Source organism: Mesorhizobium sp. B2-3-13 (assembly GCF_006442195.1).
Lineage (GTDB): Bacteria > Pseudomonadota > Alphaproteobacteria > Rhizobiales > Rhizobiaceae > Mesorhizobium > Mesorhizobium salmacidum.
In genome coordinates this window covers 1-22,938 of the sequence record NZ_VFVQ01000015.1, presented here as the reverse complement: position 1 = coordinate 22,938, position 22,938 = coordinate 1, and the positions used below count along the sequence as shown (strand labels likewise).

Below are 22,938 nucleotides of genomic sequence, written 5' to 3'. Positions count from 1 at the left end.
AATCAGTCCTTCGTTCCAGCGCCCGGCGGATCGTCGGCGATCCGGGCGTAGAGGTAGTGGTCCTGCCAGAGGCCGTTGATCCTGAGATAGGATCGCAGAAGTCCTTCGCGCCGGAATCCGGCTTTTTCAAGCACGCGGATCGACCTGATATTGTCGGGAATACAGGCGGCTTCGATCCGGTGCAACCTCAGCGTATCGAAGGCGAAGCGGGCCACCACCTTGACCGCATCGGTCATCAGGCCGCGGCCGCCGAACCGCTCGCCGATCCAGTAGCCGACATGGCCACTTTGCGAGACGCCGTGGCGTATGTTGCCGAGCGTGATGCCGCCCGCGAGCTTGCCGCTCGACTTCTCGAAGATGAAGAAAGCGATCGCGGTTCCCTGCGCATAGTCCTCGCGATAGCGGCTGATGCGCAGGCGCCATGCCGTGCGATCGAGTTCGTCCGGGGTCCAGCGCGGTTCCCATGGCTCCAGGAACGCCCGGCTTTCGCCGCGCACCGTCGACCACTCGCGGTAGTCGTTGGTGAACGGCACGCGCAGCGTGACCAGGTTGCCCTTCAGTGCCGGCAGGTCACGGCGAAAGAAAGGGAGCGCGAACACGGCGCTGGGGACTTAGACCGCGAGCCTGCGGGCCGTGGTCTGCGTGCCCGGAAGCGAATCAAGGATCGCCTCGTATGGCGCCAGCGTACCCACGGGCCCGACAGCGGTAAGCGTCGGCTTGGTCGAGAACATCCGCGACGACAGATCGGTCAGGCGCTCGACCGTCAGCGCCGCTAGCCGCTCCATCAGCTCTTCCTTTGCGATCGGCCTGCCGAAAAGGAGCAGTTGCCGCGCGATCTGCGAGGCGCGGCTGGCCGGGCTTTCGGCGGACATGATCAGCCCGGCGCGATACTGCGCGCGTGCACGGTCGAGCTCTTCCTGCAGGATGCTGTCGCCGACCTTCTGCAACTCGTCGACGATGACGGGCACCAGTTTGGCGATGTCGCTTTGCCCCGTGGCGGCATGGACGCCGAATATGCCCGTGTCGGAAAAGCCCCAGTGAAAGGCATAGACCGAGTAGCAGAGACCGCGTTTCTCGCGAACTTCCTGGAACAGACGCGATGACATGCCGCCGCCGAGAATCATCGACAATACCTGCGATGCGTAGAAATCGCGCACATGGTAGGCGCGGCCCTCGAAGCCCAGCACGATCTGCGCGTCCATCAGGTCGCGGTCCTCGCGGAAATCCCCGCCCACATATTGCGCGTATTGCGGAATGGTGCTGTCGGCTTTGCTGCGGAAACCGCCGAGCCGGTTTTCGACCTCGCGCACGAACTTGTCGTGCTTGATGTCGCCCGCGGCCACGATCACCATCCGCTCGGCGCCATATTGGCGTTCGATGAAATCGTGCAACTGCTTGGAAGTGAAGGATTTTACGGTTTCGGGCGTGCCCAGGATCGAGCGGCCAATGGTCTGGTGGCGGAAGGCCGTCTCGGTGAAACGGTCAAAGACGATGTCATCTGGCGTGTCGTGCGCGGCGCCGATCTCCTGCAGGATGACATGCTGCTCGCGCTCGAGTTCCTGCGGGTCGAATTCGGACTCCTGCAGGATGTCGGACAGGATGTCGACGGCCAGCGGCACATCGTCGGAGAGCACCCTGGCATAGTAGGATGTGGTCTCGACGCTGGTGGCGGCATTGATCTCGCCGCCCACGTCCTCGATTTCCGAGGCGATCTCGAAGGCGCTCCGCCGCTTCGTCCCCTTGAACGCCATGTGCTCGAGCAGATGGGCCATGCCATGCTCTTCTTCGCGTTCATTGCGGGCGCCCGACTTGACCCAGGCACCCAAGGCAACCGATTCGATACTTGGAAGGGTTTCGGTGGCGACTGTCAGGCCGTTCGACAGACGGCTTACCTCAACACCCATATGGCTCGTACTCCTTAACGCGCCGCCCGCGCGCGGCGGCTGACGTAATCTTCCACCATTTTGAGGTCGGATGGAAGTACCGTGTATTTTTCCTCAAATGTCATCAATCCCCCTAGCCATGCGGGCAGGGCGGGCGAGACGCCGCTGGCGGCCTCGACGGCGGCCGGGAATTTCGCCGGATGGGCGGTGCCCAGCACCACCATCGGCACCGCGCCAGCCTTGTCCGCCGCCACGTGCATGGCTGCCGCCGTATGCGGATCGAGCAGGTAGTTGCTGTTTGCCAGCGTCGAGCGAATGGTGGCGGCGACCTCGTCCATGTCAGCGCGGCCGGCATCGAATTCGGACCGCATCCCAGCGATTTCCGCGGCTTCGATGGTGAAGGCGCCCGACTGTTTGAGGCCTGCCATGTAGCGTCGAACGGTCACCGCGTCGCGGTTCGACGCCTCGAACAGCAGGCGTTCGAAATTCGACGAAACCTGGATGTCCATCGACGGCGAGGTGGTCGCAAAGACCCCCTTGGTCCGGTATTCGCCGGTCGCGAAGGTGCGTGCCAATATGTCGTTGTCGTTGGTGGCGATGACCAGCCGTTCGATCGGCAGGCCCATCTTCTTGGCGGCGTAGCCGGCGAAGATATCGCCGAAATTGCCGGTCGGCACCGTGAACGACACCGGCCTGTCCGGCGCGCCGAGCGACAGCGCCGAGGAGAAATAATAGACGATCTGGGCCATGATGCGCGCCCAGTTGATCGAATTGACCCCCGACAGCGACACCCGGTCGCGGAAGCCGTGATCGTTGAACATATCCTTCAGCAGGCCCTGACAATCGTCGAAATTGCCCTCGATCGCCAGCGCATGGACATTTTCAGCCGTCGACGTTGTCATCTGCCGCTGCTGCACCGGCGAGACGCGGCCATGCGGAAAAAGGATGAAGATGTCGGTGCGGCTGCGCCCGGCAAAGGCATCGATGGCCGCGCCGCCGGTATCGCCCGACGTGGCGCCGACGATGGTCGCATGCTGGCCGCGTTCGGCAAGCACATGGTCCATCAACCGGGCAAGCAACTGCATCGCCACGTCCTTGAACGCCAGTGTCGGCCCATGAAAGAGTTCGAGGACAAAAGTGTTGGCGCCGGTCTGCACCAATGGGCAGACAGCCTCATGGCGGAAGGTGGCATAGGCTTCGCGGACGAGGCGCTCGAAGACCGGCGCGGCGATCTCGCCGCCCAGAAATGGCGTCAACACGCGGATGGCGAGGTCGGGATAGGCAAGGCCGCGCATGGCGCGGATGTCGGCTGCCGAGAAGCGCGGCCATTCGCGCGGCACATAGAGCCCGCCATCGCGCGCCAGCCCAGCCAGGATGGCGTCGGAAAATCCAAGCGCGGGCGCTTCCCCGCGGGTACTCACATAATGCATGTCACAGATCCGTTTGCCGCCTGGTTTTTCCGTTCACCACAAGGTGGTTAATTTCTGCACCGGCTCTAGTCGCATTTTTGCCGCGCGGTTGATATACGTCACCATATTTGCGAGAGGGAAGTGCAGTTTCATGGCGTTTCGTATATCAAGTAGTCGCTTTTTGGCGGGTCTTGCGCTCACGGGCTTTATGCTTGCCGCCGCCGGCTGCCAATCAGGCGACAATGGCATCCTGAACCTCGGTTTCGGCAAGAAGGACCCGACGGCGCCTCCGCCGCCACAGGATCCCAAGGTGCTGGCCAGCCAGCTGAACGCCTATTGCCCGAGGGTGACGGTGCGCGATGGCACGGCGTTCTTCAATACCTATGTCAACGAGGTCCAGAAGCTCAAGCCGAAGCTCAAGAAGACCGGCGACGCGGCTGCGGATGCCGCGGCCCAGGCCGCGGCCGATGCCGCTGCTGCTACGCCGCCCGACGATTCGGCGAGGATCATTTATCAGGCGTCGATCAGCGACGTGACCCGCGATTGCAGCCGTGCCGACGGGCAACTGACGATGAAAATCGCGGTCGCCGGCAAGATCGTACCCGGACCGAAGTTCACGCCGGGCACCATCACCATGCCGATCCGCACGGCGGTCATGCATGGCACCGACGTACTTTATTCGCAGATCCACCAGTATCAGGTTCAGGTGACCGATCCCTCGGTCGCCACCCAGTTTGTCTTCACCGATTCCAATGTCGTCGTACCGGCGCCGACGGCCGCGGACTATCAGGCTTATGCCGGTTATGATGAAACCGCGCCCAAGGCAACGACCGACAAGCCGAAGCGCAAGAGGAAGAAAGCCACGGCAACGAACTGAACGAAGCCCAGGCGCTCGCGGCAAGTTTGCCGAGGCGCATCGTCACATGCAGGGGACAACGGCCGCGTCGCTGGCCAACCCCACGCAGTCCGTCGAGTTACTCGGGCAGTCCTGCGCGCCGTAGTGCGCTTCCGAGAGCCTCCGCGAGTGCCGGCGCGCAGTTCACGCCTGCGAACTGGCGGCTGTAGCGAAAGCCAGGCTGAAGCTCGAGCACGCGAGTGGCGGCCACCTTCGCTTCATCCAACCGGTCCAGGTTGGCCAGCGCGGCGGCCAGTTGCACATAAGTGATACTGTGCGCCGGGTTGGCTTGAACGGACTTGTAGGCCGCACGGCAAGCTTCTTCGTAACGACCGCGCAGCAAATGGCTCATTGCTTGAGCGTCAAATGCCGCCCAAGTCCACGAATCGAACGGACTAAGCCGCATACCCTGCTCGCTCCATTCTATCGCGCGCTCAGCTTCGCCGCTCCATCCGAGGATGACGCTGCCAAGAATGTAGGTCAGCGCCGATGACGGGCTGATGGCGAGGGCGGCTTCCAATGCGGCGAATGCAGCGGCGCGATCGTGCGCATCCATTCCGATGGAAAAGCCGGCCCAGGTCAGCGCGAGCGCATCGTCCTGGCCATGGACAATGGCAGACCGGGCGTGCCGGATCGAAGACGCACGGTGGATCTCCTGCAGCCCGGCGCGAAGAAACAGGCAATGGTGGCACATCGAGGCATTGCCATGTGCCAGCGCATAAGTCGGTTCGAGCGCGATAGCGCGGTCAAGAAGCAGCAGCGCTCTGGTCACTTGCCTCGGCATGCCTGAATCGACGTCGGGCTGGGCTTGCAGCACGAGATCGTAGGCATCGAGACTGTCAGGCCGCTTCCGCCTGACACGTTCGATTTCGGCTTTCCGCACGCTGGGCGCAATTGCGCCCACCGCCGACAGCGCGATCTCGTCTTGAAGCGCAAAGATGTCTTCGGAGCTGCGGTCGTAGCGCTCGGCCCATACATGCGCACCGGTCGATGCATCGATCATCTGCCCGGTAACGCGCACATTACCGCCGGCCTTGCGCACACTGCCTTCGAGGACATAGCGAACGCCAAGCTCGCGACCGACCTGCTTCACGTCCACGACGCGACCCTTGTAGGTGAAGGTCGAATTTCGGGCGATGACGAACAACCACTTGATGCGCGCCAGGCCTGTGATGATGTCGTCCACCATTCCATCGGCAAAGTATTCCTGCTGCGGATCGCCGGTCAAGTTGGAGAACGGCAGGACCGCGATGGAAGGCTTTTCAGGCAAAGTCGGTGCCGACGCGGCACGGACGGCGGCCGAAGTATCAGGAACATTCGTGGTGACAGCCGGGCCGACATAGCGATAGCCGCGGCGCGGCAATGTTTCGATCCAGCTCTCGACATTCGCTGTGTCGGCCAGGACGCGACGCAAGGCTGCGATCTGAACCGTCAAATTGTTATCGGCAACCGCCAATCCGCCCCAGCCGGCCTCGATCAGCGCGTCCTTGGATACGGGAACGCCCGCATTCTGGATCAGCAGGCGCAGCAGCGCGACGGCGCGTTGCCCAAGTATGGTCGGCTCACCCCAGCAAAAAAGAATGCCCACCTCCGGATCGAGGCGGAACGGGCCGAACTGGTAGAGGTCGCCCCTTACGGTCATCAGAGTCTTTTAGCAAATTTTTGGGAACGGATTCATGACTTTCCGCCGCGACCGGCCGATCTTGGCCAAATGCTTGTTAAAAGCATGCGCCCAGCCAAAGGAGGGTCATATGAGCGCCAATGCCTTCATCCGCAGGCCCGATGAGAAGAAGGGCGTCATGCTGCGTGGTCATCCCATGGCTTTCCTCGTAACCGGCGAGAATACCAGGCACACCAGCATGTTCGATTGGACGATCCCGCCGCAGTTCGCCACCGGGCGGCATGTGCACCGGGTGCAGGAGGAGACCTTCTACCTGCTCGACGGCGAGTGTGAATGGCATTTCGGCGACGAGACGATCCGCGCGACGCCTGGAACCTTTCTGTTCATCCCGCCGGGGGTGCCGCACAACATCACCAATATCAGCGAGAAACCGGCTCGCGTGCTGATGACCGTTTCTCCGCCTGGCCATGAGCATTATTTCGAAGAGCTCGCCAGCCTCGCGGCGCGGGGGGCGCCGGATCCAAAAGCGCTCGCCGATCTGCGAAATCGCTATGACACTGACCAACTCTCGACTCTGACGACGCGCGCGTAGGCTCGTCACCAAACTTCGATAGCCACTCCGGGTTTTTCTGAGTTCGGACCTTTCTACCGCGAGCCGCCGGACACGCTTCGCGAACGACACCGGCTAAGCGGATGCGCTGGAAAATCTTCGCGAGCAGAGTTTCCGGCAGCCGCCCTAAGCGTCTTCCGACCATTCCGACAGCGCCGCGATCACGCTTTTCAACTCCGCCCAGCGGCGGATCACCGTTTCGGCACCGGCCTCCGTCAGGGCATCGGCATGGCCGGGATAGCTGTGGCTGGCGCCCGTAAAACCGATCACGCGCATGCCGGCGGCCTTGGCTCCGGTGACGCCGTGCACGGAATCCTCGATGACGAAGGTGTTCGCCGGGTTGGCGGCGAGCTTTTCGGCGGCATGCAGGAACACGTCCGGAGCCGGCTTGGTCTTTCCGGTCGGCGTCTCCATCGCCGAGAAGATGCGCCCGGCGAAGAATGGCAGCAGATGCACCTTCTCCAGCATGAACTCGATCCGCTCCGAACGTGAATTGGAGCAGATGCAGCGCTGCGCCGTGACCGAGGCGACCGCTTCGCGCACACCCTCGATGGCACGCACGTCGCTGCGCAGTTTGCGGTCGACCAGTTCCTCGGCGCGATCGATCAGCGACACCTGAAACGGGATTTTGGACTTCTCCTCGATCCGGATCAGGATGTCCTTGAAGGTCAGGCCCGCATAGGTCTCGGCAATCTCCTCCGCCGAGATTTCATATCCGGCCAAGGTGATCAATTCGGCCTCGACCCGCGCGGCGATGATTTCGGAATCGACGAGCACGCCGTCGCAATCGAAGATGACAAGATCTGGCTGGGGCATGGTGATCCGAACGATGGAGGATGGAGGGATGGCCACTCAGGGCTCAAGCGGCGCGGCATACACCAACGGCCGGACCTTCGCAAATCTGGTGGCCATCCGCGCGCCTTCACCGAATATTTACGCTGATCGATAACCATAACGGGGAGTAAACAGTAACGCGTGCCTTGGGTGTAAAAATGTCAGCCGTGCGTCTTCTCGACGAGCTCTCCCACGCTCCCCAGCAGTCCGAATGGCTGGACACCATCCTGAAAGGCGATTGCGTCGCGGCCCTTGACCGCCTGCCGGAAAAGTCGATCGACGTCATCTTTGCCGATCCGCCCTACAATCTGCAGTTGGACGGCGATCTGCACCGTCCCGACCAGTCCAAGGTCGACGCGGTCGATGACGACTGGGACCAGTTCGAGAGTTTTGAGGCCTATGACGCCTTCACCCGCGCCTGGCTGCTGGCAGCGCGCCGCGTGCTGAAGCCCAACGGCACGATCTGGGTCATCGGCTCCTACCACAACATCTTCCGGGTCGGCGCCAAGATGCAGGATCTCGGCTTTTGGATCCTCAATGACGTGGTCTGGCGCAAGACCAACCCGATGCCGAATTTTCGCGGCCGCCGCTTCCAGAACGCGCATGAGACGATGATCTGGGCCTCCCGCGATCAGAAGGGCAAGGGCTATACCTTCAACTATGAAGCGCTGAAGGCGTCGAACGACGATATCCAGATGCGCTCCGACTGGCTGTTCCCGATCTGCACCGGTGGCGAGCGCCTGAAGAACGATAATGGCGACAAGCTGCATCCGACGCAGAAGCCCGAGGCGCTGCTTGCCCGTATCATGATGGCCTCGACCAAGCCGGGTGACGTCGTGCTCGACCCGTTCTTCGGCTCCGGTACGACGGGTGCCGTGGCCAAGCGCCTCGGACGCCACTTCGTCGGCATCGAGCGCGAGCAGGCCTATATCGACGCCGCCAATGAGCGCATCGATGCCGTGCGGCCATTCGACGAAGCGGATCTTACCGTGCTTACCGGCAAACGCGCCGAGCCGCGCGTCGCCTTCGTCAGCCTGATCGACACTGGGCTGGTGACGCCCGGCGCCACGCTCTACGACGCCAAGAAGCGCTGGGCTGCCAAGGTTCGCGCCGATGGCACGGTGGCGATCGGCGACAGCGCCGGCTCGATCCACAAGATCGGCGCCGAGGTGCAGGGGCTGGACGCCTGCAACGGCTGGACCTTCTGGCATTATGAGCGCAGCGGCGGATTGACCCCGATCGACGAACTGCGTCGCATCGCCCGCCTCGGCATGGAACGGGCAGGGGGCTGACCCCTGGGCTGACCCCCTGCCGCTTGCATCATATTCGTTGATTCAAATTCTCAACGTATCGCCGCAAGCGATAGAGATCACGCCTTGATTCCAAAGCGTTCAAGATCTGCCTGAAGCGTACTGGCATCGGTGAACAGCACCGCTTGCCAGCCGGCGGCCTTGGCGCCGTCGACATTTTTCTGGCTGTCGTCGATGAACAGCGTCGCCGACGGCTCGAGGCCGAACGCAGCCACGTGATGGTCGTAAATGCCGCGGTCCGGCTTGATCTTGCCGATCTCGCCCGAGATGGTGACGCCACGCGGGCGATCGAGGAAATCGAAGCGTTCACGCGCTTCTGCCAGCGTGTCGGAGGCAAAGTTGGTCAGCATCGTCACATCGTGGCCGCTGTCGATCAGCCCGAGCATGATGGCGACGCTGTCGTCATAGGCATGCGGAACCATCTCGTGCCAGTGGCGGCGGAAATTGCGGATGTTTTCGGCGTGCTCGGGATGCTCCGCGATCAGCAGCGCTTCGGCCTCTTCCCACGTCCGCCCGCGATCCTGTTCGATGTTCCAGTCATGCGTGCAGACATTGTCGAAGAACCACTTTCGCTCTTCGACATCGGGAATGAGGCGGCTGAACGGAATGTTCGGATCGTAATGGATCAGCACGCGGCCGATGTCGAAAACGATGTGGCGGATTTCAGTCATGGGGCCTCTTTGCACTCAATGGCGACGGCTTTTTCGTCGCGCCGGGTATCGCAGCCTCGATTGCCTTTTTCATGACAGTGGGCAGCGCCTCGCCTGAAATGTCATGGGCCGGCGACCAGAAATACCCTGCCGGTGCATCACCTTTGATGTGAGCGCAAAAGACTTCGAGTTCGAGCGCGAAATGGGTGAAGACATGCGTGATTTTTCCGGCGCGCAGCCAGTTGCCGGGAAAAGGCGCCGCCGCTTGCGTGGTGGCTCCGTCCGCCCGCGCCGTCCAGGCGGTGGTAGGCACTTCCGTCATGCCGCCAAGCAGACCCTTTTCCGGCCGCTTGCGCAAAAGAATGGCGCCGTCCTCACGTGTGGCCACGAAAGCCGCGCCGCGCCGCAGCGGTTTGTCGGCTTTTGGCAGCCGCACCGGGAAATTCTCGGGGTCGCCTGCAATGACGGCGCTGCAGTCCTCGCGCAGCGGGCACAGCATGCAGCGCGGCCGGCGCGGCGTGCAAATCGTCGCGCCGAGATCCATCGTCGCCTGGGCGAAGTCGCCGGGCCTTGTCGCCGGCACCATGCGCTCGACATGGGCTCGTATCTCGGTCTTGGCTTCGCTCAGCGGCGTCGTGACCGAAAACAGCCTTGAGATGACGCGTTCGACATTGCCGTCGACAACGGCCGCGGGACGGTCGAAGGCGATTGCCGTGACGGCAGCCGACGTATAGGCGCCGATCCCCGGCAATTCTCGAAGTTCGGTCTCGGTATCTGGAAAACGGCCGCCGCGTGCCGCCACCAGATCGGCACAGGCTTTGAGATTGCGGGCGCGGGAGTAATAGCCGAGCCCTGCCCAGGTTTTCATCACATCCTCGGTCGGCGCCGCTGCCAGCGCTTCGACGTCGGGCCATTTCTCGACAAAGGTGCGGAAATAGGATTTCACCGCTTCGACGGTGGTCTGCTGCAGCATCACTTCGGACAGCCAGATGCGGTAGGGGTCGGGCCGCACACCGCGTGCATGCTCGCGCGGCGTCACGCGCCACGGCAATTCGCGATGATGCGCGTCGTACCAGGCGAGCAGGCGCGACGCCCTATCGTCTGAGATGGCCATGCTGGTCAGGGCCTTGCGGGTCTGGTCTGCTGGTGCCATTGATCTTGCGTTGGCCTGGCCGGTATCTGCTGAGTCGTGGCTGGAGAACGCACATGGCAGGGAAAAGGCCCTTCGGCAATCCCGTTCCGGTGAGCGACCTCGCCACCGAGATCCTCGACCCGGTGCTGCGCAAGCGGGCAGGCATATCGATCGGTCTTGTCCAGTCCTGGGAAGAGATTGCCGGACCGCGCCTGGCCATCCACTCGCGGCCCGAAAAGATCCAGTGGCCCCGCCGCCTGCACGAAGACGATCCGTTCGAGCCGGCCGTGCTGGTCATCGCCTGCGAAGGCATGGCCGCGCTTCATCTGCAGCATGAGACCGGCGAGATCATCAACCGGGTGAACGCCTTCCTGGGTTTCAGGGCGATAGGCCGGATCAGGATCGTGCAGAAGCCGGTAAGCTCGGGAAGAGCCCGGCCCAAACCTGCCCTCAGGCCACTGAGCGCGGCGGAAAAGGCGAAATTGGCCGATACTGTCGGCTTGATCGAGGATGACGGGCTGCGCGCCTCGCTGGAACGGCTGGGTGCGACCATTCTGGGCGCAAGGAAAGCCTAGTTATAACTGGCAACGGTCATAGGTTTGTCGTTAATCTCTCGCATTCGTGATCACCCTCGTCAGGTTTCGCGATTGGATTGGGGACAGGGATGCCTTAATTCGCGCCAACTCTCGCTTTTTCGTGCCATTGCATTGCAAAATCCAAACCCTTATCAGGTGATTCGTATGAGCCGTACCCCGTTTGGCCAAAGCTTCTCTCGCAGAAACGTCCTGACTTCGCTGGCCGCCATCCCGGCGGTGGCCCTGCTCGCCGCCTGCAGCGATTCCGGCGAACAGGCCAAGGCTGCGGATGTGAAGCCCGCGGACCCTGCGGCGCCCGCAAAGCCGGCCACGCCCGCCGCGGTCCAGGTGCCGGAAGCGCAGGGCACCGTCGACATGACCGAACTGATGAAGCCGGGTGCGCTGCCCGACAAGCAGCTCGGCAAGGATGACGCCAAGGTCACCATCGTCGAATATGCCTCGATGACCTGCCCGCACTGCGCGCATTTCGCCGAGACCACCTTTCCGGATTTGAAGACCAAGTATATCGATACCGGCAAGGCCCGTTACATCCTGCGCGAATTCCCGTTCGATCCGAGCGCCGAAGCAGGTTTCATGCTGGCGCGCTGCGCCAAGGACAACTATTTCCCGATGGTCGATGTCCTGTTCAGGCAGCAGGCGAACTGGGTCGGCGTGTCCAACACAAAGGATGCGCTGCTGCAAATCTCCAAGCTTGCCGGTTTTACACAGGAGTCCTTCGAGGCCTGCTTGACGGACCAGAAACTTCTGGACGATGTGAGATCGGTCCAGAAGCGTGGCGCCAATGAATTCAAGGTCGACTCGACACCGACCTTCTTCATCAACGGTAAGACCTACAAAGGGGCGATGTCGATTGAGGAAATGTCGGCCATCATCGACCCTCTGCTCTGACATCAGCTCAGCGCCGAAGCGGCAGCGCTCCGGCGCTGCTTGCCTCTCTATCTGTTCGCGCGCTATGCGCCCTGTCGCAAAACCTCGGTACAGTTTTGCGGAACCGGTGTATGAGGCGCGTGAATGAAGTTTTCGCGCCTCCGCCTCCTTGGTTTCAAGTCCTTCGTCGAACCTGGCGAGTTCGTCATCGAACGCGGCCTGACCGGCATTGTCGGGCCGAACGGGTGCGGCAAGTCGAATCTCGTCGAGGCGCTGCGCTGGGTGATGGGCGAAAGCTCCTACAAGAACATGCGCGCGTCCGGCATGGACGACGTGATCTTTTCCGGCTCGGGCACGCGCCCCGCCCGCAACACCGCAGAAGTCACGCTGTTCCTCGACAACAGCGACCGCTCGGCTCCATCAGCCTTCAACGATGCCGACGAACTGCAGGTGTCCCGCCGTATCGAGCGCGAGGCCGGCTCGCTCTACCGCATCAACGGCAAGGAAGCGCGCGCCAAGGACGTGCAGCTTCTGTTCGCCGATCAGTCGACCGGCGCGCGCTCGCCCTCGATGGTCGGGCAGGGCCGTATCGGCGAACTGATCCAGGCCAAGCCGCAGGCGCGCCGCGCGCTGCTCGAAGAGGCGGCCGGCATTTCCGGTCTGCACACCCGCCGCCATGAGGCGGAGCTGCGGCTTAAGGCGGCCGAGCAGAACCTCGAACGCCTGGACGATGTCGTCGGCGAACTGGAAAGCCAGATCGAAAGCCTGAAGCGCCAGGCGCGCCAGGCTTCCCGCTTCAAGAACCTGTCGGCCGACATTCGCAAGGCCGAAGCAACGCTCTTGCATCTGCGCTGGACGTTGGCCAAGACGCAGGAAGGCGAGGCGCGTTCGGCACTGGCGACGGCCACGGCGCTCGTCGGCGACCGCGCCGCCACGCAGATGAACGCGGCCAAGGAGCAGGGCATCTCCGCCCATCGCTTGCCCGACCTGCGCGACGCGGAAGCCGCGGCTGCCGCGGCCTTCCAGCGGCTGTCGATCGCCAGGTCGCAGATCGAGGAAGAAGCCGGCCGCATCCGCACCCGTCAGGCCGAACTCGAGCGCCGGTTGCAGCAACTCGACGGTGACATCGCCCGCGAAGAGCGGATGGTGCGCGACAATGCCGACGTACTCGAGCGCCTGCGCGCGGAAGAGGCCGCGCTGAACTCCGAAAACGCCGGCGCCGCGGAGCGAGAGGCCACTACCCGCGCGGAATTCGAACAGGCCGCCTCGACGCTTGCGCAAAGCGAAGCCAAGCTCGCCGCGCTGACCGCCGAGCGCGCCGAGGCCGCCGCCTCGCGCCATCAGATCGAACGGACTTTGCGCGAAACCGCCGAGCGGCGCGATCGCTTCGCCCGTCAGCTCGCCGATGTCGATCGGGAGTTATCGGACATCCTCGCCAAGGTGGCCGGCCTGCCCGATCCGGCCGAGAAACGGATCCTGGTAGAACAGGCGATGGCATTGCTGGAAGAGTCCGAGGCCTCGGTGGCGCAGGCCGAGCAGTCGGTCATCGACGCTCGTGGCGCCGAAAGTGCCGCTCGGCCCCCGCTTCAGGACGCCAGGGCGGAACTGGCTGGGATCGAGACCGAAGCGCGTACGCTGGCCAAGATCCTGAACGCGGCCAGCGGCGATCTCTTCCCTTCCGTGCTGGAGCAGATCAGCGTCGAGCGCGGCTTCGAGACGGCCCTGGGCGCGGCCTTGGGCGAAGACCTGGACGTGCCGCTCGACCGTAGCGCACCGGCGCATTGGGGCGAAAGCGAAATCCAGCCCGGCGACGCCGCGCTTCCGGAAGGGATCAAGAGCCTTGCCAGCGTGGTTCGCGCGCCGGCACAACTTGCCCGCCGCCTGGCGCAGATCGGCATCGTCGAGGCCGCTGACGGGCGCCGGTTGCAGGGGCTTCTGGCTCCCGGCCAGCGCCTGGTCAGCCGCGAGGGCGCGTTGTGGCGCTGGGACGGTCTGACCGCCAGCGCCGATGCACCGACCGCCGCGGCACAAAGACTGGCGCAGAAGAACCGGCTTGCCGAACTCGATGCCGAAGCGGTGCAGGCGACGCTCGTCCTGCGCCAGGCCGAGGAGACGCTGGCACAGGCCGAGCAGACGCTGCGCCAGGCAAGCGAAGCGGAGCGAACCACACGCCAGGCCGGACGCGAAGCCCAGCACCGGCTGGACGCCGCCCGCAATGCGTTGGCCGAGGCCGAAAAGGCCGGCGGTGAACTGTCGAGCCGGCGTGCCGCGCTGGACGAAGCGCGCGCCCGCATCGTCGACAGCCACGAGGAGACATCGGCGGCTTTCGTCGAGGCCGAGATGCTGCTGCAGGACGCGCCGGATCTCGGCGACCTGCAATTGCAGCTCGAACAGTCCTCGGCCAATGTCTCTCGCGACCGCGCCACGCTTGCCGACGCGCGTGCCGTCCATGAGGGGTTGCGGCGCGAAGCCGAGGCCCGCACGCGACGGCTGGACGCCATCGGCGCCGAGCGCAGCAACTGGCTGGTGCGTGCCGAAAACGCCTCGACACAGATCGCCTCGCTCGGCGAACGCAAGGCCGAGGCCGAGGCCGAGCGCGAACGGCTGGCCGATGCGCCCGACGAGATCGACGTCAAGCGCCGTGCGCTGCTGTCGCAACTCACCGAGGCCGAGACCTTGCGCAAGGCGGCCGCCGACCGGCTGCAGGAAGCGGAGAACAGGCAGGCCGAACTGGACAAGGCGGCCACATCAGCCATCCAGTCGCTGGCCGAAGCGCGCGAAACCCGCGCCCGCGCCGAGGAACGGCTGACGGCGGCGGACGAACGCCGGCTGGAGATCGAGGCGCGTATCCAGGAAACGCTGAACACGCCGCCGCATCTGGTCATCCGCCACACCGGCCTGGAAGCCGGCGACCCGATGCCCGAGATGCCCGAGATCGAACGCCAGCTCGACCGGTTGAAGATCGAGCGCGAACGGCTCGGCGCCGTCAATTTGCGCGCCGAGGAAGAGCAGAAGGAGCTTTCCGATCGCCTGGAGGCAATCGTGTCCGAGCGCGAGGACATCATCGAAGCGATCCGCAAGCTCAGGCAAGCAATCCAGAGCCTCAACCGTGAAGGCCGCGAGCGGCTGCTGGCCGCCTTCGATGTGGTGAACAGCCATTTCCAGCGGTTGTTCTCGCATCTGTTCGGTGGCGGCACGGCAGAATTGCAACTGATCGAATCCGAGGATCCGCTGGACGCGGGACTTGAGATCCTGGCCCGCCCGCCCGGCAAGAAGCCGCAGACCATGACGCTGCTGTCGGGCGGCGAGCAGGCGCTGACGGCGATGTCGCTGATCTTTGCCGTGTTCCTGACCAATCCGGCGCCGATCTGCGTGCTCGACGAAGTCGATGCGCCGCTTGACGATCACAACGTCGAGCGCTTTTGCAATCTCATGGACGAGATGGCCAACACCACCGAGACACGTTTCGTCATCATCACCCACAATCCCATCACCATGGCCCGCATGGACCGGCTGTTCGGCGTGACCATGGCCGAGCAGGGCGTCAGCCAGTTGGTCTCCGTCGACTTGCAGGCCGCCGAAGCGATGCGCGAGGCGAGCTGACGCTGCGGGATCTGCGCGTTCGCCCTCAGCCAAGGATCGTAGCGAAGGGATCGCGGGCGGTAAGCCACGCATTCTGGCATCGACTTTCCCGATTATCGCAAAAGTCGCGGCAAAACCGAACAAGTCTTGGAGGGCGTCAGGCTGAAACGGGTTGAATGCGCGACAGTGCAAAACCGCCTTTGCCCGACAGGCTCTCTTCCGCCGGCCGGAACATGTCCTCGAAGTCCAGGTCCTGCTCGAAAACCACGCCTCCGACGGTGACGGCCAGGATCTCCTCGGCGCCTTGAGGGGCAAAATAGACCTGCGAGACACTGGCGCGGATACGCTCGCCAACCGTCCTGGCTTCGGCCTCGCTCGTTCCAGGAAGGAAGACGCCGAACATGGACGCGCCTATGCGGCCGACGACGTCTTGCGAGCGCACGCAAGAGCGGATGGTCGAGGCTATGAGGCGCAAGGCTTCGTCGCCCCAGCTCAGGCCGAAGCGCAGATTGATGGCGTTCAGATGTTCAGGATGAACGACTAGGAAGGCGCCCGATCGCTCGCCAGGTGGCGAAGACCTGATTGCCCGTCTCTCGATCAGCGACGTGAAAACCTTGCCGTTCAGGCAACCGGTCAGCGTATCGAAGGTAGCGGCCCTGTTGAGTTCCCGCCTATAGCGACGGATCTCGGCCAGTTTCAGGCCTATGAACACAAAAAGCGGCAGGCAGATCACCAAAGGCAAAAGCGTTGCGGTGATCATGCCGCGCCCGAAAGGCGTCAGCGTCTCGCTGAACAACAGCAGATAATTCAGGATCAGGGAGACGCACAGGCTGCCGGTGGTTCCAAGGAAAGCCAACCAGGCGACATTCTTCCATTCGTGATGGGCCGGGACATCAGCTGTTGCGTTGCTCATCGTCGATCTCCGTTCGAACGCCAAGCATAAGACCGGCAAGTTACGATTTCGGTCTCGAAGAACAATACAATTTGAGACGTTCGCCAGTTTTCTGAACAGACGATGCGGCCCTTTGTGGCGAATCCGGTTGCTGCCGCCTACGGGGGGCCGAAGATTCCCATCTCCGCCGTCCGGGCTGCTGCTTCGGCCTTGCCATAGATGCCGCTCGGCAAGGCCAGCGCCCAGCCATTCGATACGAGCCAGGCGCCGACATCCTGTTTGCCCAGCCTGCATGTCGCCGCGACAGGGAACCGGTCGACCGTCGGAGGCACGAAACAGCTCAGCGCCCGCCCGCGCATCCAGTTGTTGAAAGCCGCGCGCGCCCGCTGCCCGCAAGGCCAGGCACTCTCGTGAAACAGGCAGACCCTGTCGATCGCAACGCTTTGGGTTCCGCTGATGAACAAATTCCGCCCCATGGAGTCGAAACCGGCCGACGACGTGGCCACCGGATGGTACAGCGGTGTTTCCAGCCAATCCTTGGGCATCGATGGCTTGGGTTGTGGGGCGAGGCCGAGGTCGCCAAGGGGCGAGCGAGGTTCCACCCGCTCCATGTCGGTCCCCTCGATCTGCGGCGGTGCGATGAGATCCTCGGCAATCTTGCGGGCTGAATTGACGATCGATCGAACCGGGTGCTGCGCGACTTCATCGCTGACTTCCGGGGCCGGGTTGGTGACGGTCCGTTCGACAGGAAACAGGGTCGCTGCCCTGATCAGCAGCAGGATGCCGACGAGAAGCTCGAGGCTTGCGACCGCGATCATCATGCGAAGGCGTCCGACTTGTGCCATCAGGCCGCCGCGCCCAATTCGCTAGAAGCTGGACGTCGATTTGGCAACCGGTTTGAGCGCGCCCTTTTCAATCCGGTAAAACGGCATCGAGCGTTCGCTGGATCCATCCGCGCGGAACCTGAACAAGCCGGTCGATCCGCGAAATCCACTCCGGTTCTCGAAAACCTGCCTGTTGAAACCGTTAGGTCCGGCAGCGCTCGCGATCCCCGCGGTCAGGGCAACCATGTCATAGGCATAAGCGACATTGACGTCGGCCTGGTAGTTGAAGGTTGCCTTGAAACGATCCGAGATCGGACCTGTTTCGTGTTGATCGAGCGTCGCGATATAGGCGCCTTCGAAAAGTGGACTGGTCGGGTGCTCCAGCCAGCGGTTCGTGCCAATCACGGAGGTCGATTTTCCAGGAATGCCCTTTGCCTTCAGGGCGATCAGGATTGGCGACGGATTGCTGTCGCCGCTGGCAACGATCACGGCATCGGGAACGTCCACCAGCGAGCCCATGTCCGTCACCGCCTTTGCCGCGCTGTCGGCGCTCGTATACGGTATGGTGATTGCAAGGGCGGCTCCATACACGCTGAGGCTGTTGGCGACCCGCTTCTCCATGATGTCGGCACTCGCGCCCGCCGGCACCAGCAGAACGAACTTCTTGCCGCCCTTGGCCGCGATCGCGCCAGCTCCCGCGGCCGCGCTGTCCGCCTCGCTGAGGCATACCGCATAGACGCCCGGGCCACCGGCAAAATTGTCCGCAAGAGCCAGAACCACCGGCCGGTTTGAGCCCGACAGTTTTGCGACATGCTGCGCCGCCGCCAGTTCGGTCGGACCGATGACCACTTTCGCTCCCGAAGTAATGGCTTTAACCGCCAGTTGCTGGGAGTAGGTCGCGTCTCCCCTTGTGTCCTCGATGGTAAGCGTCAGCAGCGGGTTGCCGAGATCAGTCATGGCGAGCTTGGCGGCGTCCAGCATCTTTCTGCCGTTTTCACCCGCGGATCCGGAGGCGGAGAGGGGCAGCAGCATAGCGACTTGTGTGGGGCCGGTGCCGAGAGACTGCGTTGTCAGGCTTGCATTGGCGACAGCAACGGCAGCCGGCTGATTGGGGGCCTGGATGGCGGCGGGATCGAGCGCGTCGGACACCGCGCCTTTCGATTGGCAGCCGAGCAACGACATAGCCAGCATGGAAGCGACCACCCATGTCCGCGGGCCGTGGACCGGCCGGTCAAATTCCATTTTCTGCTCCCACCCTGTCTGCCGCGCATGGCGACATGTCTTTCCCGATCTCGTCCGCACGATATATCATGGCGGCTCCATTCGACCGAAGTGCTCAGTCACGGAACAGCTCGGCCCTGAGCGCTTTGATGCGTCTGGCCTGCTCCACGGTTCGATAGTCGGCACATCTCATGTAGCGTGGGCCGGGCACGAAAAACCTGCGCACACAGACACGCTTTGCCCCTGTCGGCATGTCTTCCTGCGAAAGGGCGGAAAACCCGAATGTCGCCACAGGCAACGGCCCGGCTACCTCCAGGCCATCCCTTGCCAGTATGGCTCTCGCACGCTCGCAATAGCGAACGGAAAGCGCCGAGAACCGGGTCTCGTTGTGGCCAGCGCGATATTTCATCACGGTCGTGCACAGATCGCCGCCGGCGAGCTTGTTCGCGAGCGCCAGATACTCGACGCCAAACGCGATATTGGTCGCGGGCGCGCTGAGATTCTCGAGCGAACCGCGAAAGCCGAGCATGCGCGCGGTCGCCGGCATGACTTGCATCAGTCCGATTTCTCCAGCACCCCCGCGTGCGTCAGGATCGAAGCCGCTTTCGATCTCGATCACGGCATGCGCCAGTGCCGGTTGAAGACCGTAGATCGATGCCTGACAGGTCGCGAACGCCTTGTAGGTCTCGCGCGACCACTGGGATGCGGCGCTGCAGTGCGTCCGCCGCGTTGCGATGGCTGATGTTGCCTGGTCGACGGAAGACGGCTCGAATTCCCTGGCTGGCGCCGCCGGCACCAGCCAACCGGTCAGCGCAATCGCCCCGGCGATCACGGCGAGCGATGCGCGATCGCCAATCATCGGACCCGCTGGCGCGCTCTCGCTGCGGTCAGTTCATGTACTCGACCATGCGATCGTGAAAACACTCGCACTTGTTGAGCGTGTCTTCGTCCTTATAGTTGGTCTTCAGGTAGCCGTAAGCCATGCCGCAGGCGACCTTGGCTTCCGATGCCCAGACGAAGACCGGCCGGGATGAATGGATCCATTCCGGGCTGTTGGCGACGGCGACCGACTCGTCCATCAGCTTCACGACCTGTTTCGTGAGGTCGACCGTGTTGTCGGTCAGCACGAGATTGGACGTTCCAACGGTGCGGCAATAATCAGCCGTCGGGCCTTCGATGATGTCGGCGGCAAAGCCGGCCGACCCAGCCGTCAACAACAGCGCCGCCGCCGAAGCCAGCAGTCTCGTAACAGTCTTCATGATGAACTCCCCTCCATGATCTGAAGATATACCATAGTCGTTTGGCCACGCACTATGGCCTTAAACCACATTTGCCGTGGTCGTGTGTGTGTTAGCGCCATCGTCATACAGCAGTGTGATCGTGCTGGCCACGGGCGCGACCGCGTTGGTCAGTTGCGCCACGTCGATGAAGTTGGCGCCACCGGCGAGACCATTGGCATCGACACTCAGTGTGTGTGTTGCCGAATCGTAGTTCACGAAGTCGGCAACGTTGCCGGCTCCAGTCTTGAAAAGGGACGTCAGGTCGATCACGTCGCCATCGCCGCCGACGCCGCTATAATCGCTGATGAGATCCTTGATATCTAGATGCTCAAGCTTGAACGTGTCGGCTCCGGTGCCCCCGATGAGCGTATCTTGGCCCGAACCGCCGATCAGCAGATCATTGCCTCCACCGCCGTTAAGCGTGTCGTTGCCTGAGCCCCCGTAAAGCGTGTCGTTTCCGGTGTCGCCAAACAGGGTGTCGATTCCGCGCCCGCCGGCCAGGAGATCGGCCTGTCCCGGAAGGCCGCTAAGGATGTCATTGCCATCTTCGCCGAATAGGGCGGTTTCCGTGATCGTCGTCGTGTGCGTATCGGCGCCGGGCGTTCCTTGCCACGTGCTGGTATCAGGCGAAAGGTGCGCCGTCACCGAGCCCGCGATCAGGTCGCCGTCACCGTCGGTTGCATTGACCGGGATCGAGATATCGAACGGCGTGACGGCGTTCGCGGTCGTATAGGTGACCGGGCCTAGTTTGAAGTCATTCGAGCCATTGTTGGCCGAAATCTCGATCGCGCTGAACGGGTCGGAGTTTGCAACCACCGTAAAAGTGTCGCCTTGCGCCAAACCGGTGATGGTCCAAGTTCCATGCACGGCGTCATAAGCTGTAGTCGGAGCTGCTCCACCGGAACCGTTAATCACCGTGATCAGGCTGCCAAATGCTGTGCTTTCGCCAGATCCATCGCCTATGTAGGAAGCATCGTTGTCAGCATTGACCGGGCGTATCGTTATCGAAACCAGGCCAGGCCCAGATACATTGCCAATCTGCTGGCTGTAGCTCGCTACCTCGTAGTGGCCGGTATAGGAAGTCCCGGCAATGGTGCCATTGGTTGTCGCGCTGCTAACGAAATCGAAGCGGATCTCCTCGCCAGGTCCGATGCTGTTTCCGCCATCGACGCCCCAACTGCCCGTGCTCGTATTGACGAAATTAGGACTATTGCCGGTCGCGAGCAGGTCACTGGTTGAGTTTGCCGAGTCCAGAACAATTGCCTGATTGTTGCCGCCGCTAGGCGAGAAGTTCGCCGTATTGAACTGGTTGCCGGCAAACATGGTCGCTGCCTGCGTGTAGGTCCAGGTGTCGGTCGTGGGATCCAAGGTCGCCGTGAAGGCGAGGTCGCTGCCGTTCGCGGCCGAGGTTCGTCCCTCTACCGTGTGCGTATCCACGACGTGGAAGAAGACCTGCTCGCCATTCAGGAAGATGTTTGCGCTGCCTGATGTGACGGCCGCGCCCTCGTTCACGTTGAACACCACGTTGCCAACGCCGTCGGCGCCGGCACTTGCGGCGAAGTTGATGCTTTCCGTTAGTACAGTATGCGGGACGTTTTCGACGAAGATGCCGTCAGGATTGAACGGCAGCGGAGCGTCATCGAGAACCGTCAGGTTGACCGCGCCGGAAACGTGATCGCCGCTGGTGTCGGTTGCCACCACCTGGAGGCCGTTGATGGTGATGTTGCCGGAGCCCGCAGCATGCTGGAGCTGATCGGTCAACGTTGCGGTCACCACCGGAGTGAGTGAACTATTGGCGCCTGCGGTTGTATTCGACAAGGCCAGATAGACGAATGCGCCAAGGTCCACGCTGCCAACCGTCTGGATTAAGTGTCCGACCAGTTCCCCGCCGACCAAACTCCAGGACAGGGTGTAACCGGAAGCCAGGCCCGAAACCGTCGGTGCCACCCAGTTTGAAGCGTCGGTCGGGTTGGCGAAGGCAACGGAAATCGCTTCGCCTGATGAGGTGAAGGTGATCCCGCTGTTTGCCTGCGCCGTCTCGCCACGGCTGCCTGGGTTGGTGCCGGTCACGACACCAGCATCAAGATCCGCCGGCAACGAGGCATCCTTCGTCGTGTCGAGCGCGGCCTCGTTCAATATGAGCGAGGCGGTGCCGCCGCCTGACGGGACCGTATTGGTCTGGACATTCAGCGTTACCGTTGCCGTCGACGTGTCGCCGTCGCCGTCCTTGATCGTGTAGGTGAACGAGTCCGATCCAACGTAGACGCCCGTTGGCGTATAGGTGAACGTTCCATCATTGTTGTAGACCACCGTGCCGTGGGCGCCGTTTGTGGTGACTGTGACCTGGCCTGGCGTTGGAGCATTGTCCGTATCGACGCCATCGGCGCCAAACTTGTCGTTGGCGAGCAGGCCGGTGAGAACCGTGGGGCCCGTAACCGTCAACGCCCAGGTATCATTGACCGCCACCGGCACGTCATCGTCGATGGAGACAGTGAAGGTGGTGGTTGCGGTGCTGTTGTCGGCGTCGGTCACGGTGGCGGTGACGGTGAAGCCGAGATTGTCCTCGAAGGCGGTTTCCACCGCGCCGGTGGAGGGGTCGTCGTGAACCGGATGCGCGACCGGCTGGTTGAGGGCCGCGGTGTAGTCGGCGCCGGTTGCCGTGATGTTGCTCAGCGTGATGGTGAACACCACGTCCGCGGCGCTGCTGCCATAGCCGGTCAGCGTGTGGGTGGCGGCATCCCAGCTGGTCGAGACCGCTGTCCCGTCGAGCTTGGTCAATCCGGTGCTGGCAACCGACAGCGCGACCGAGCTCAAGGCATCGGCGCCCAGCGTGTAGGAGATATGGCCGCCCAGCACCTGGGCATCGTCGCCCGCGGCCGAGTCGTTGTTGCCGGTGGCAAGGTTGTCCTCGTCCACGACGAGGTTCGCCGAGGCCGCCACATTCGTGATGCCGCTGTCGGAGACCCCGAACGTCACCTGCCTGGTGACGGTGTCGCCGTCCTTGTCGCTCACCGTGTAGCTGAAGGTCTCGGTCACCGTCGTGGCGCTCGTCACGCTGGCCGGTGCGCTGTAGATCAGGTGGCCGGCGCCGTCGATCGACAATGTTCCGCCCGTCGTGCCCTGATTGGTGAAGGCCAGGCCCTGCAGTGTTCCCTGCAGGCCGTCGGCGCCCGCGCCGATGCCCAGCAGCGTCACCGCATTGCCAATGTCGTGCGCGCCGGTGCCCTCGGCGAAGGTCGCTCCCGTATAGTTCTGCGCCACCGGCACGTCATCGTCGATGGAGACAGTGAAGGTGGTGGTTGCGGTGCTGTTGTCGGCGTCGGTCACGGTGG

Annotated in this window: 19 protein-coding genes; 6 read left to right on the top strand and 13 right to left on the bottom strand. The window is 63.0% G+C overall.

The features are described 5' to 3' along the window. Positions 1-2 precede the first annotated feature (2 nt). Genes FJ941_RS18510 through thrC form a run of 3 tightly spaced genes read right to left on the bottom strand, consistent with a single transcriptional unit; the run spans position 3 to position 3,313 of the window. Positions 3-599 carry a GNAT family protein gene (locus tag FJ941_RS18510; protein WP_027142372.1) on the bottom strand — a complete coding sequence of 199 codons (597 nt, stop codon included), beginning with the start codon at positions 597-599 and terminating at the stop codon, positions 3-5. Positions 600-611: 12 nt separating this feature from the next. After that, positions 612-1,904: a pitrilysin family protein gene (locus FJ941_RS18505; protein WP_140507776.1), complete on the bottom strand. Its 1,293-nt coding sequence runs from the start codon at positions 1,902-1,904 to the stop codon at positions 612-614. A gap of 14 nt (positions 1,905-1,918) precedes the next feature. Further along, entirely contained in the window at positions 1,919-3,313 is a 1,395-nt protein-coding gene (thrC, locus tag FJ941_RS18500; protein WP_140507774.1) for a threonine synthase, read from the bottom strand. A 130-nt stretch (positions 3,314-3,443) separates the two neighbouring features. Between thrC and FJ941_RS18495 the strand changes: the two genes are divergently transcribed. Next, a complete protein-coding gene (locus FJ941_RS18495; protein ID WP_140507773.1) occupies positions 3,444-4,169 on the top strand; it encodes a hypothetical protein in 726 nt (241 codons plus the stop codon). A 97-nt stretch (positions 4,170-4,266) separates the two neighbouring features. Here FJ941_RS18495 and FJ941_RS18490 read toward each other — a convergent pair whose 3' ends face one another. Then, the gene (locus FJ941_RS18490; protein ID WP_140507771.1) at positions 4,267-5,829 is read right to left on the bottom strand and encodes a winged helix-turn-helix domain-containing tetratricopeptide repeat protein; all 1,563 of its coding nucleotides are present in this window, start codon (positions 5,827-5,829) and stop codon (positions 4,267-4,269) included. A gap of 109 nt (positions 5,830-5,938) precedes the next feature. On the opposite strand from FJ941_RS18490, the gene FJ941_RS18485 reads away from it, so the two are divergent. Next, positions 5,939-6,400, top strand: a complete 462-nt coding sequence (locus FJ941_RS18485) for a cupin domain-containing protein (protein ID WP_140507770.1) — start codon at positions 5,939-5,941, stop codon at positions 6,398-6,400. A gap of 144 nt (positions 6,401-6,544) precedes the next feature. Here the strand turns inward: FJ941_RS18485 and FJ941_RS18480 are convergent, their stop codons facing one another. Next, positions 6,545-7,234 carry an HAD family phosphatase gene (locus FJ941_RS18480; RefSeq protein WP_027142378.1) on the bottom strand — a complete coding sequence of 230 codons (690 nt, stop codon included), beginning with the start codon at positions 7,232-7,234 and terminating at the stop codon, positions 6,545-6,547. A gap of 176 nt (positions 7,235-7,410) precedes the next feature. Between FJ941_RS18480 and FJ941_RS18475 the strand changes: the two genes are divergently transcribed. Then, positions 7,411-8,544 (top strand): site-specific DNA-methyltransferase, encoded by a 1,134-nt coding sequence (locus FJ941_RS18475; RefSeq protein WP_140507768.1) that lies wholly within the window; start codon positions 7,411-7,413, stop codon positions 8,542-8,544. A 77-nt stretch (positions 8,545-8,621) separates the two neighbouring features. Here the strand turns inward: FJ941_RS18475 and FJ941_RS18470 are convergent, their stop codons facing one another. Together FJ941_RS18470 and mutY are read right to left on the bottom strand one after the other, a co-directional pair. Beyond that, positions 8,622-9,233 carry an HAD family phosphatase gene (locus FJ941_RS18470; protein WP_140507767.1) on the bottom strand — a complete coding sequence of 204 codons (612 nt, stop codon included), beginning with the start codon at positions 9,231-9,233 and terminating at the stop codon, positions 8,622-8,624. After that, positions 9,226-10,365, bottom strand: a complete 1,140-nt coding sequence (mutY, locus tag FJ941_RS18465; RefSeq protein WP_140507765.1) for an A/G-specific adenine glycosylase — start codon at positions 10,363-10,365, stop codon at positions 9,226-9,228. Before mutY ends, FJ941_RS18470 begins: the two co-directional genes overlap by 8 nt. 53 nt (positions 10,366-10,418) lie before the next feature. On the opposite strand from mutY, the gene FJ941_RS18460 reads away from it, so the two are divergent. The 3 genes from FJ941_RS18460 to smc all read left to right on the top strand — a co-directional run bounded on the left by FJ941_RS18460 (position 10,419) and on the right by smc (position 15,410). Next, positions 10,419-10,919: a DUF721 domain-containing protein gene (locus tag FJ941_RS18460; RefSeq protein WP_027142382.1), complete on the top strand. Its 501-nt coding sequence runs from the start codon at positions 10,419-10,421 to the stop codon at positions 10,917-10,919. Positions 10,920-11,084: 165 nt separating this feature from the next. Next, positions 11,085-11,828, top strand: coding sequence for a DsbA family protein (locus tag FJ941_RS18455; protein ID WP_140507764.1), 744 nt, complete (start codon positions 11,085-11,087; stop codon positions 11,826-11,828). A gap of 123 nt (positions 11,829-11,951) precedes the next feature. After that, a complete protein-coding gene (gene smc, locus FJ941_RS18450) occupies positions 11,952-15,410 on the top strand; it encodes a chromosome segregation protein SMC (protein ID WP_140507762.1) in 3,459 nt (1,152 codons plus the stop codon). A 136-nt stretch (positions 15,411-15,546) separates the two neighbouring features. Here smc and FJ941_RS18445 read toward each other — a convergent pair whose 3' ends face one another. The 6 genes from FJ941_RS18445 to FJ941_RS18420 form a co-directional block, all read right to left on the bottom strand. Beyond that, complete coding sequence (locus FJ941_RS18445; RefSeq protein WP_140507760.1) at positions 15,547-16,302, bottom strand: GGDEF domain-containing protein; 756 nt, start codon at positions 16,300-16,302, stop codon at positions 15,547-15,549. Between the two features lie 137 nt (positions 16,303-16,439). Continuing rightward, the gene (locus FJ941_RS18440; RefSeq protein WP_140507758.1) at positions 16,440-17,102 is read right to left on the bottom strand and encodes a thermonuclease family protein; all 663 of its coding nucleotides are present in this window, start codon (positions 17,100-17,102) and stop codon (positions 16,440-16,442) included. A 45-nt stretch (positions 17,103-17,147) separates the two neighbouring features. Then, the gene (locus FJ941_RS18435) at positions 17,148-18,347 is read right to left on the bottom strand and encodes a penicillin-binding protein activator (protein ID WP_140507756.1); all 1,200 of its coding nucleotides are present in this window, start codon (positions 18,345-18,347) and stop codon (positions 17,148-17,150) included. A 94-nt stretch (positions 18,348-18,441) separates the two neighbouring features. Next, positions 18,442-19,185 carry a transglycosylase SLT domain-containing protein gene (locus FJ941_RS18430; protein WP_140507754.1) on the bottom strand — a complete coding sequence of 248 codons (744 nt, stop codon included), beginning with the start codon at positions 19,183-19,185 and terminating at the stop codon, positions 18,442-18,444. 28 nt (positions 19,186-19,213) lie between these two features. Next, on the bottom strand, positions 19,214-19,585 hold the full coding sequence (locus FJ941_RS18425) for a hypothetical protein (protein ID WP_140507753.1): 372 nt from the start codon (positions 19,583-19,585) through the stop codon (positions 19,214-19,216). A 60-nt stretch (positions 19,586-19,645) separates the two neighbouring features. After that, a partial coding sequence (locus FJ941_RS18420) for an Ig-like domain-containing protein (RefSeq protein ID WP_140507751.1) occupies positions 19,646-22,938 on the bottom strand: 3,293 nt, incomplete at its 5' end.

Excerpts from the sequence above, each read along its gene's own strand:
- FJ941_RS18505 (WP_140507776.1), bottom strand. The coding sequence starts at position 1,904 with ATGGGTGTTGAGGTAAGCCGTCTGTCGAACGGCCTGACAGTCGCCACC.
- thrC (WP_140507774.1), bottom strand. The coding sequence starts at position 3,313 with ATGCATTATGTGAGTACCCGCGGGGAAGCGCCCGCGCTTGGATTTTCC.
- FJ941_RS18495 (WP_140507773.1), top strand. The coding sequence starts at position 3,444 with ATGGCGTTTCGTATATCAAGTAGTCGCTTTTTGGCGGGTCTTGCGCTC.
- FJ941_RS18490 (WP_140507771.1), bottom strand. The coding sequence starts at position 5,829 with ATGACCGTAAGGGGCGACCTCTACCAGTTCGGCCCGTTCCGCCTCGAT.
- FJ941_RS18485 (WP_140507770.1), top strand. The coding sequence starts at position 5,939 with ATGAGCGCCAATGCCTTCATCCGCAGGCCCGATGAGAAGAAGGGCGTC.
- FJ941_RS18480 (WP_027142378.1), bottom strand. The coding sequence starts at position 7,234 with ATGCCCCAGCCAGATCTTGTCATCTTCGATTGCGACGGCGTGCTCGTC.
- FJ941_RS18475 (WP_140507768.1), top strand. The coding sequence starts at position 7,411 with ATGTCAGCCGTGCGTCTTCTCGACGAGCTCTCCCACGCTCCCCAGCAG.
- FJ941_RS18470 (WP_140507767.1), bottom strand. The coding sequence starts at position 9,233 with ATGACTGAAATCCGCCACATCGTTTTCGACATCGGCCGCGTGCTGATC.
- mutY (WP_140507765.1), bottom strand. The coding sequence starts at position 10,365 with ATGGCACCAGCAGACCAGACCCGCAAGGCCCTGACCAGCATGGCCATC.
- FJ941_RS18460 (WP_027142382.1), top strand. The coding sequence starts at position 10,419 with ATGGCAGGGAAAAGGCCCTTCGGCAATCCCGTTCCGGTGAGCGACCTC.
- FJ941_RS18455 (WP_140507764.1), top strand. The coding sequence starts at position 11,085 with ATGAGCCGTACCCCGTTTGGCCAAAGCTTCTCTCGCAGAAACGTCCTG.
- smc (WP_140507762.1), top strand. The coding sequence starts at position 11,952 with ATGAAGTTTTCGCGCCTCCGCCTCCTTGGTTTCAAGTCCTTCGTCGAA.
- FJ941_RS18445 (WP_140507760.1), bottom strand. The coding sequence starts at position 16,302 with ATGAGCAACGCAACAGCTGATGTCCCGGCCCATCACGAATGGAAGAAT.
- FJ941_RS18440 (WP_140507758.1), bottom strand. The coding sequence starts at position 17,102 with ATGATGATCGCGGTCGCAAGCCTCGAGCTTCTCGTCGGCATCCTGCTG.
- FJ941_RS18435 (WP_140507756.1), bottom strand. The coding sequence starts at position 18,347 with ATGGAATTTGACCGGCCGGTCCACGGCCCGCGGACATGGGTGGTCGCT.
- FJ941_RS18430 (WP_140507754.1), bottom strand. The coding sequence starts at position 19,185 with ATGATTGGCGATCGCGCATCGCTCGCCGTGATCGCCGGGGCGATTGCG.
- FJ941_RS18425 (WP_140507753.1), bottom strand. The coding sequence starts at position 19,585 with ATGAAGACTGTTACGAGACTGCTGGCTTCGGCGGCGGCGCTGTTGTTG.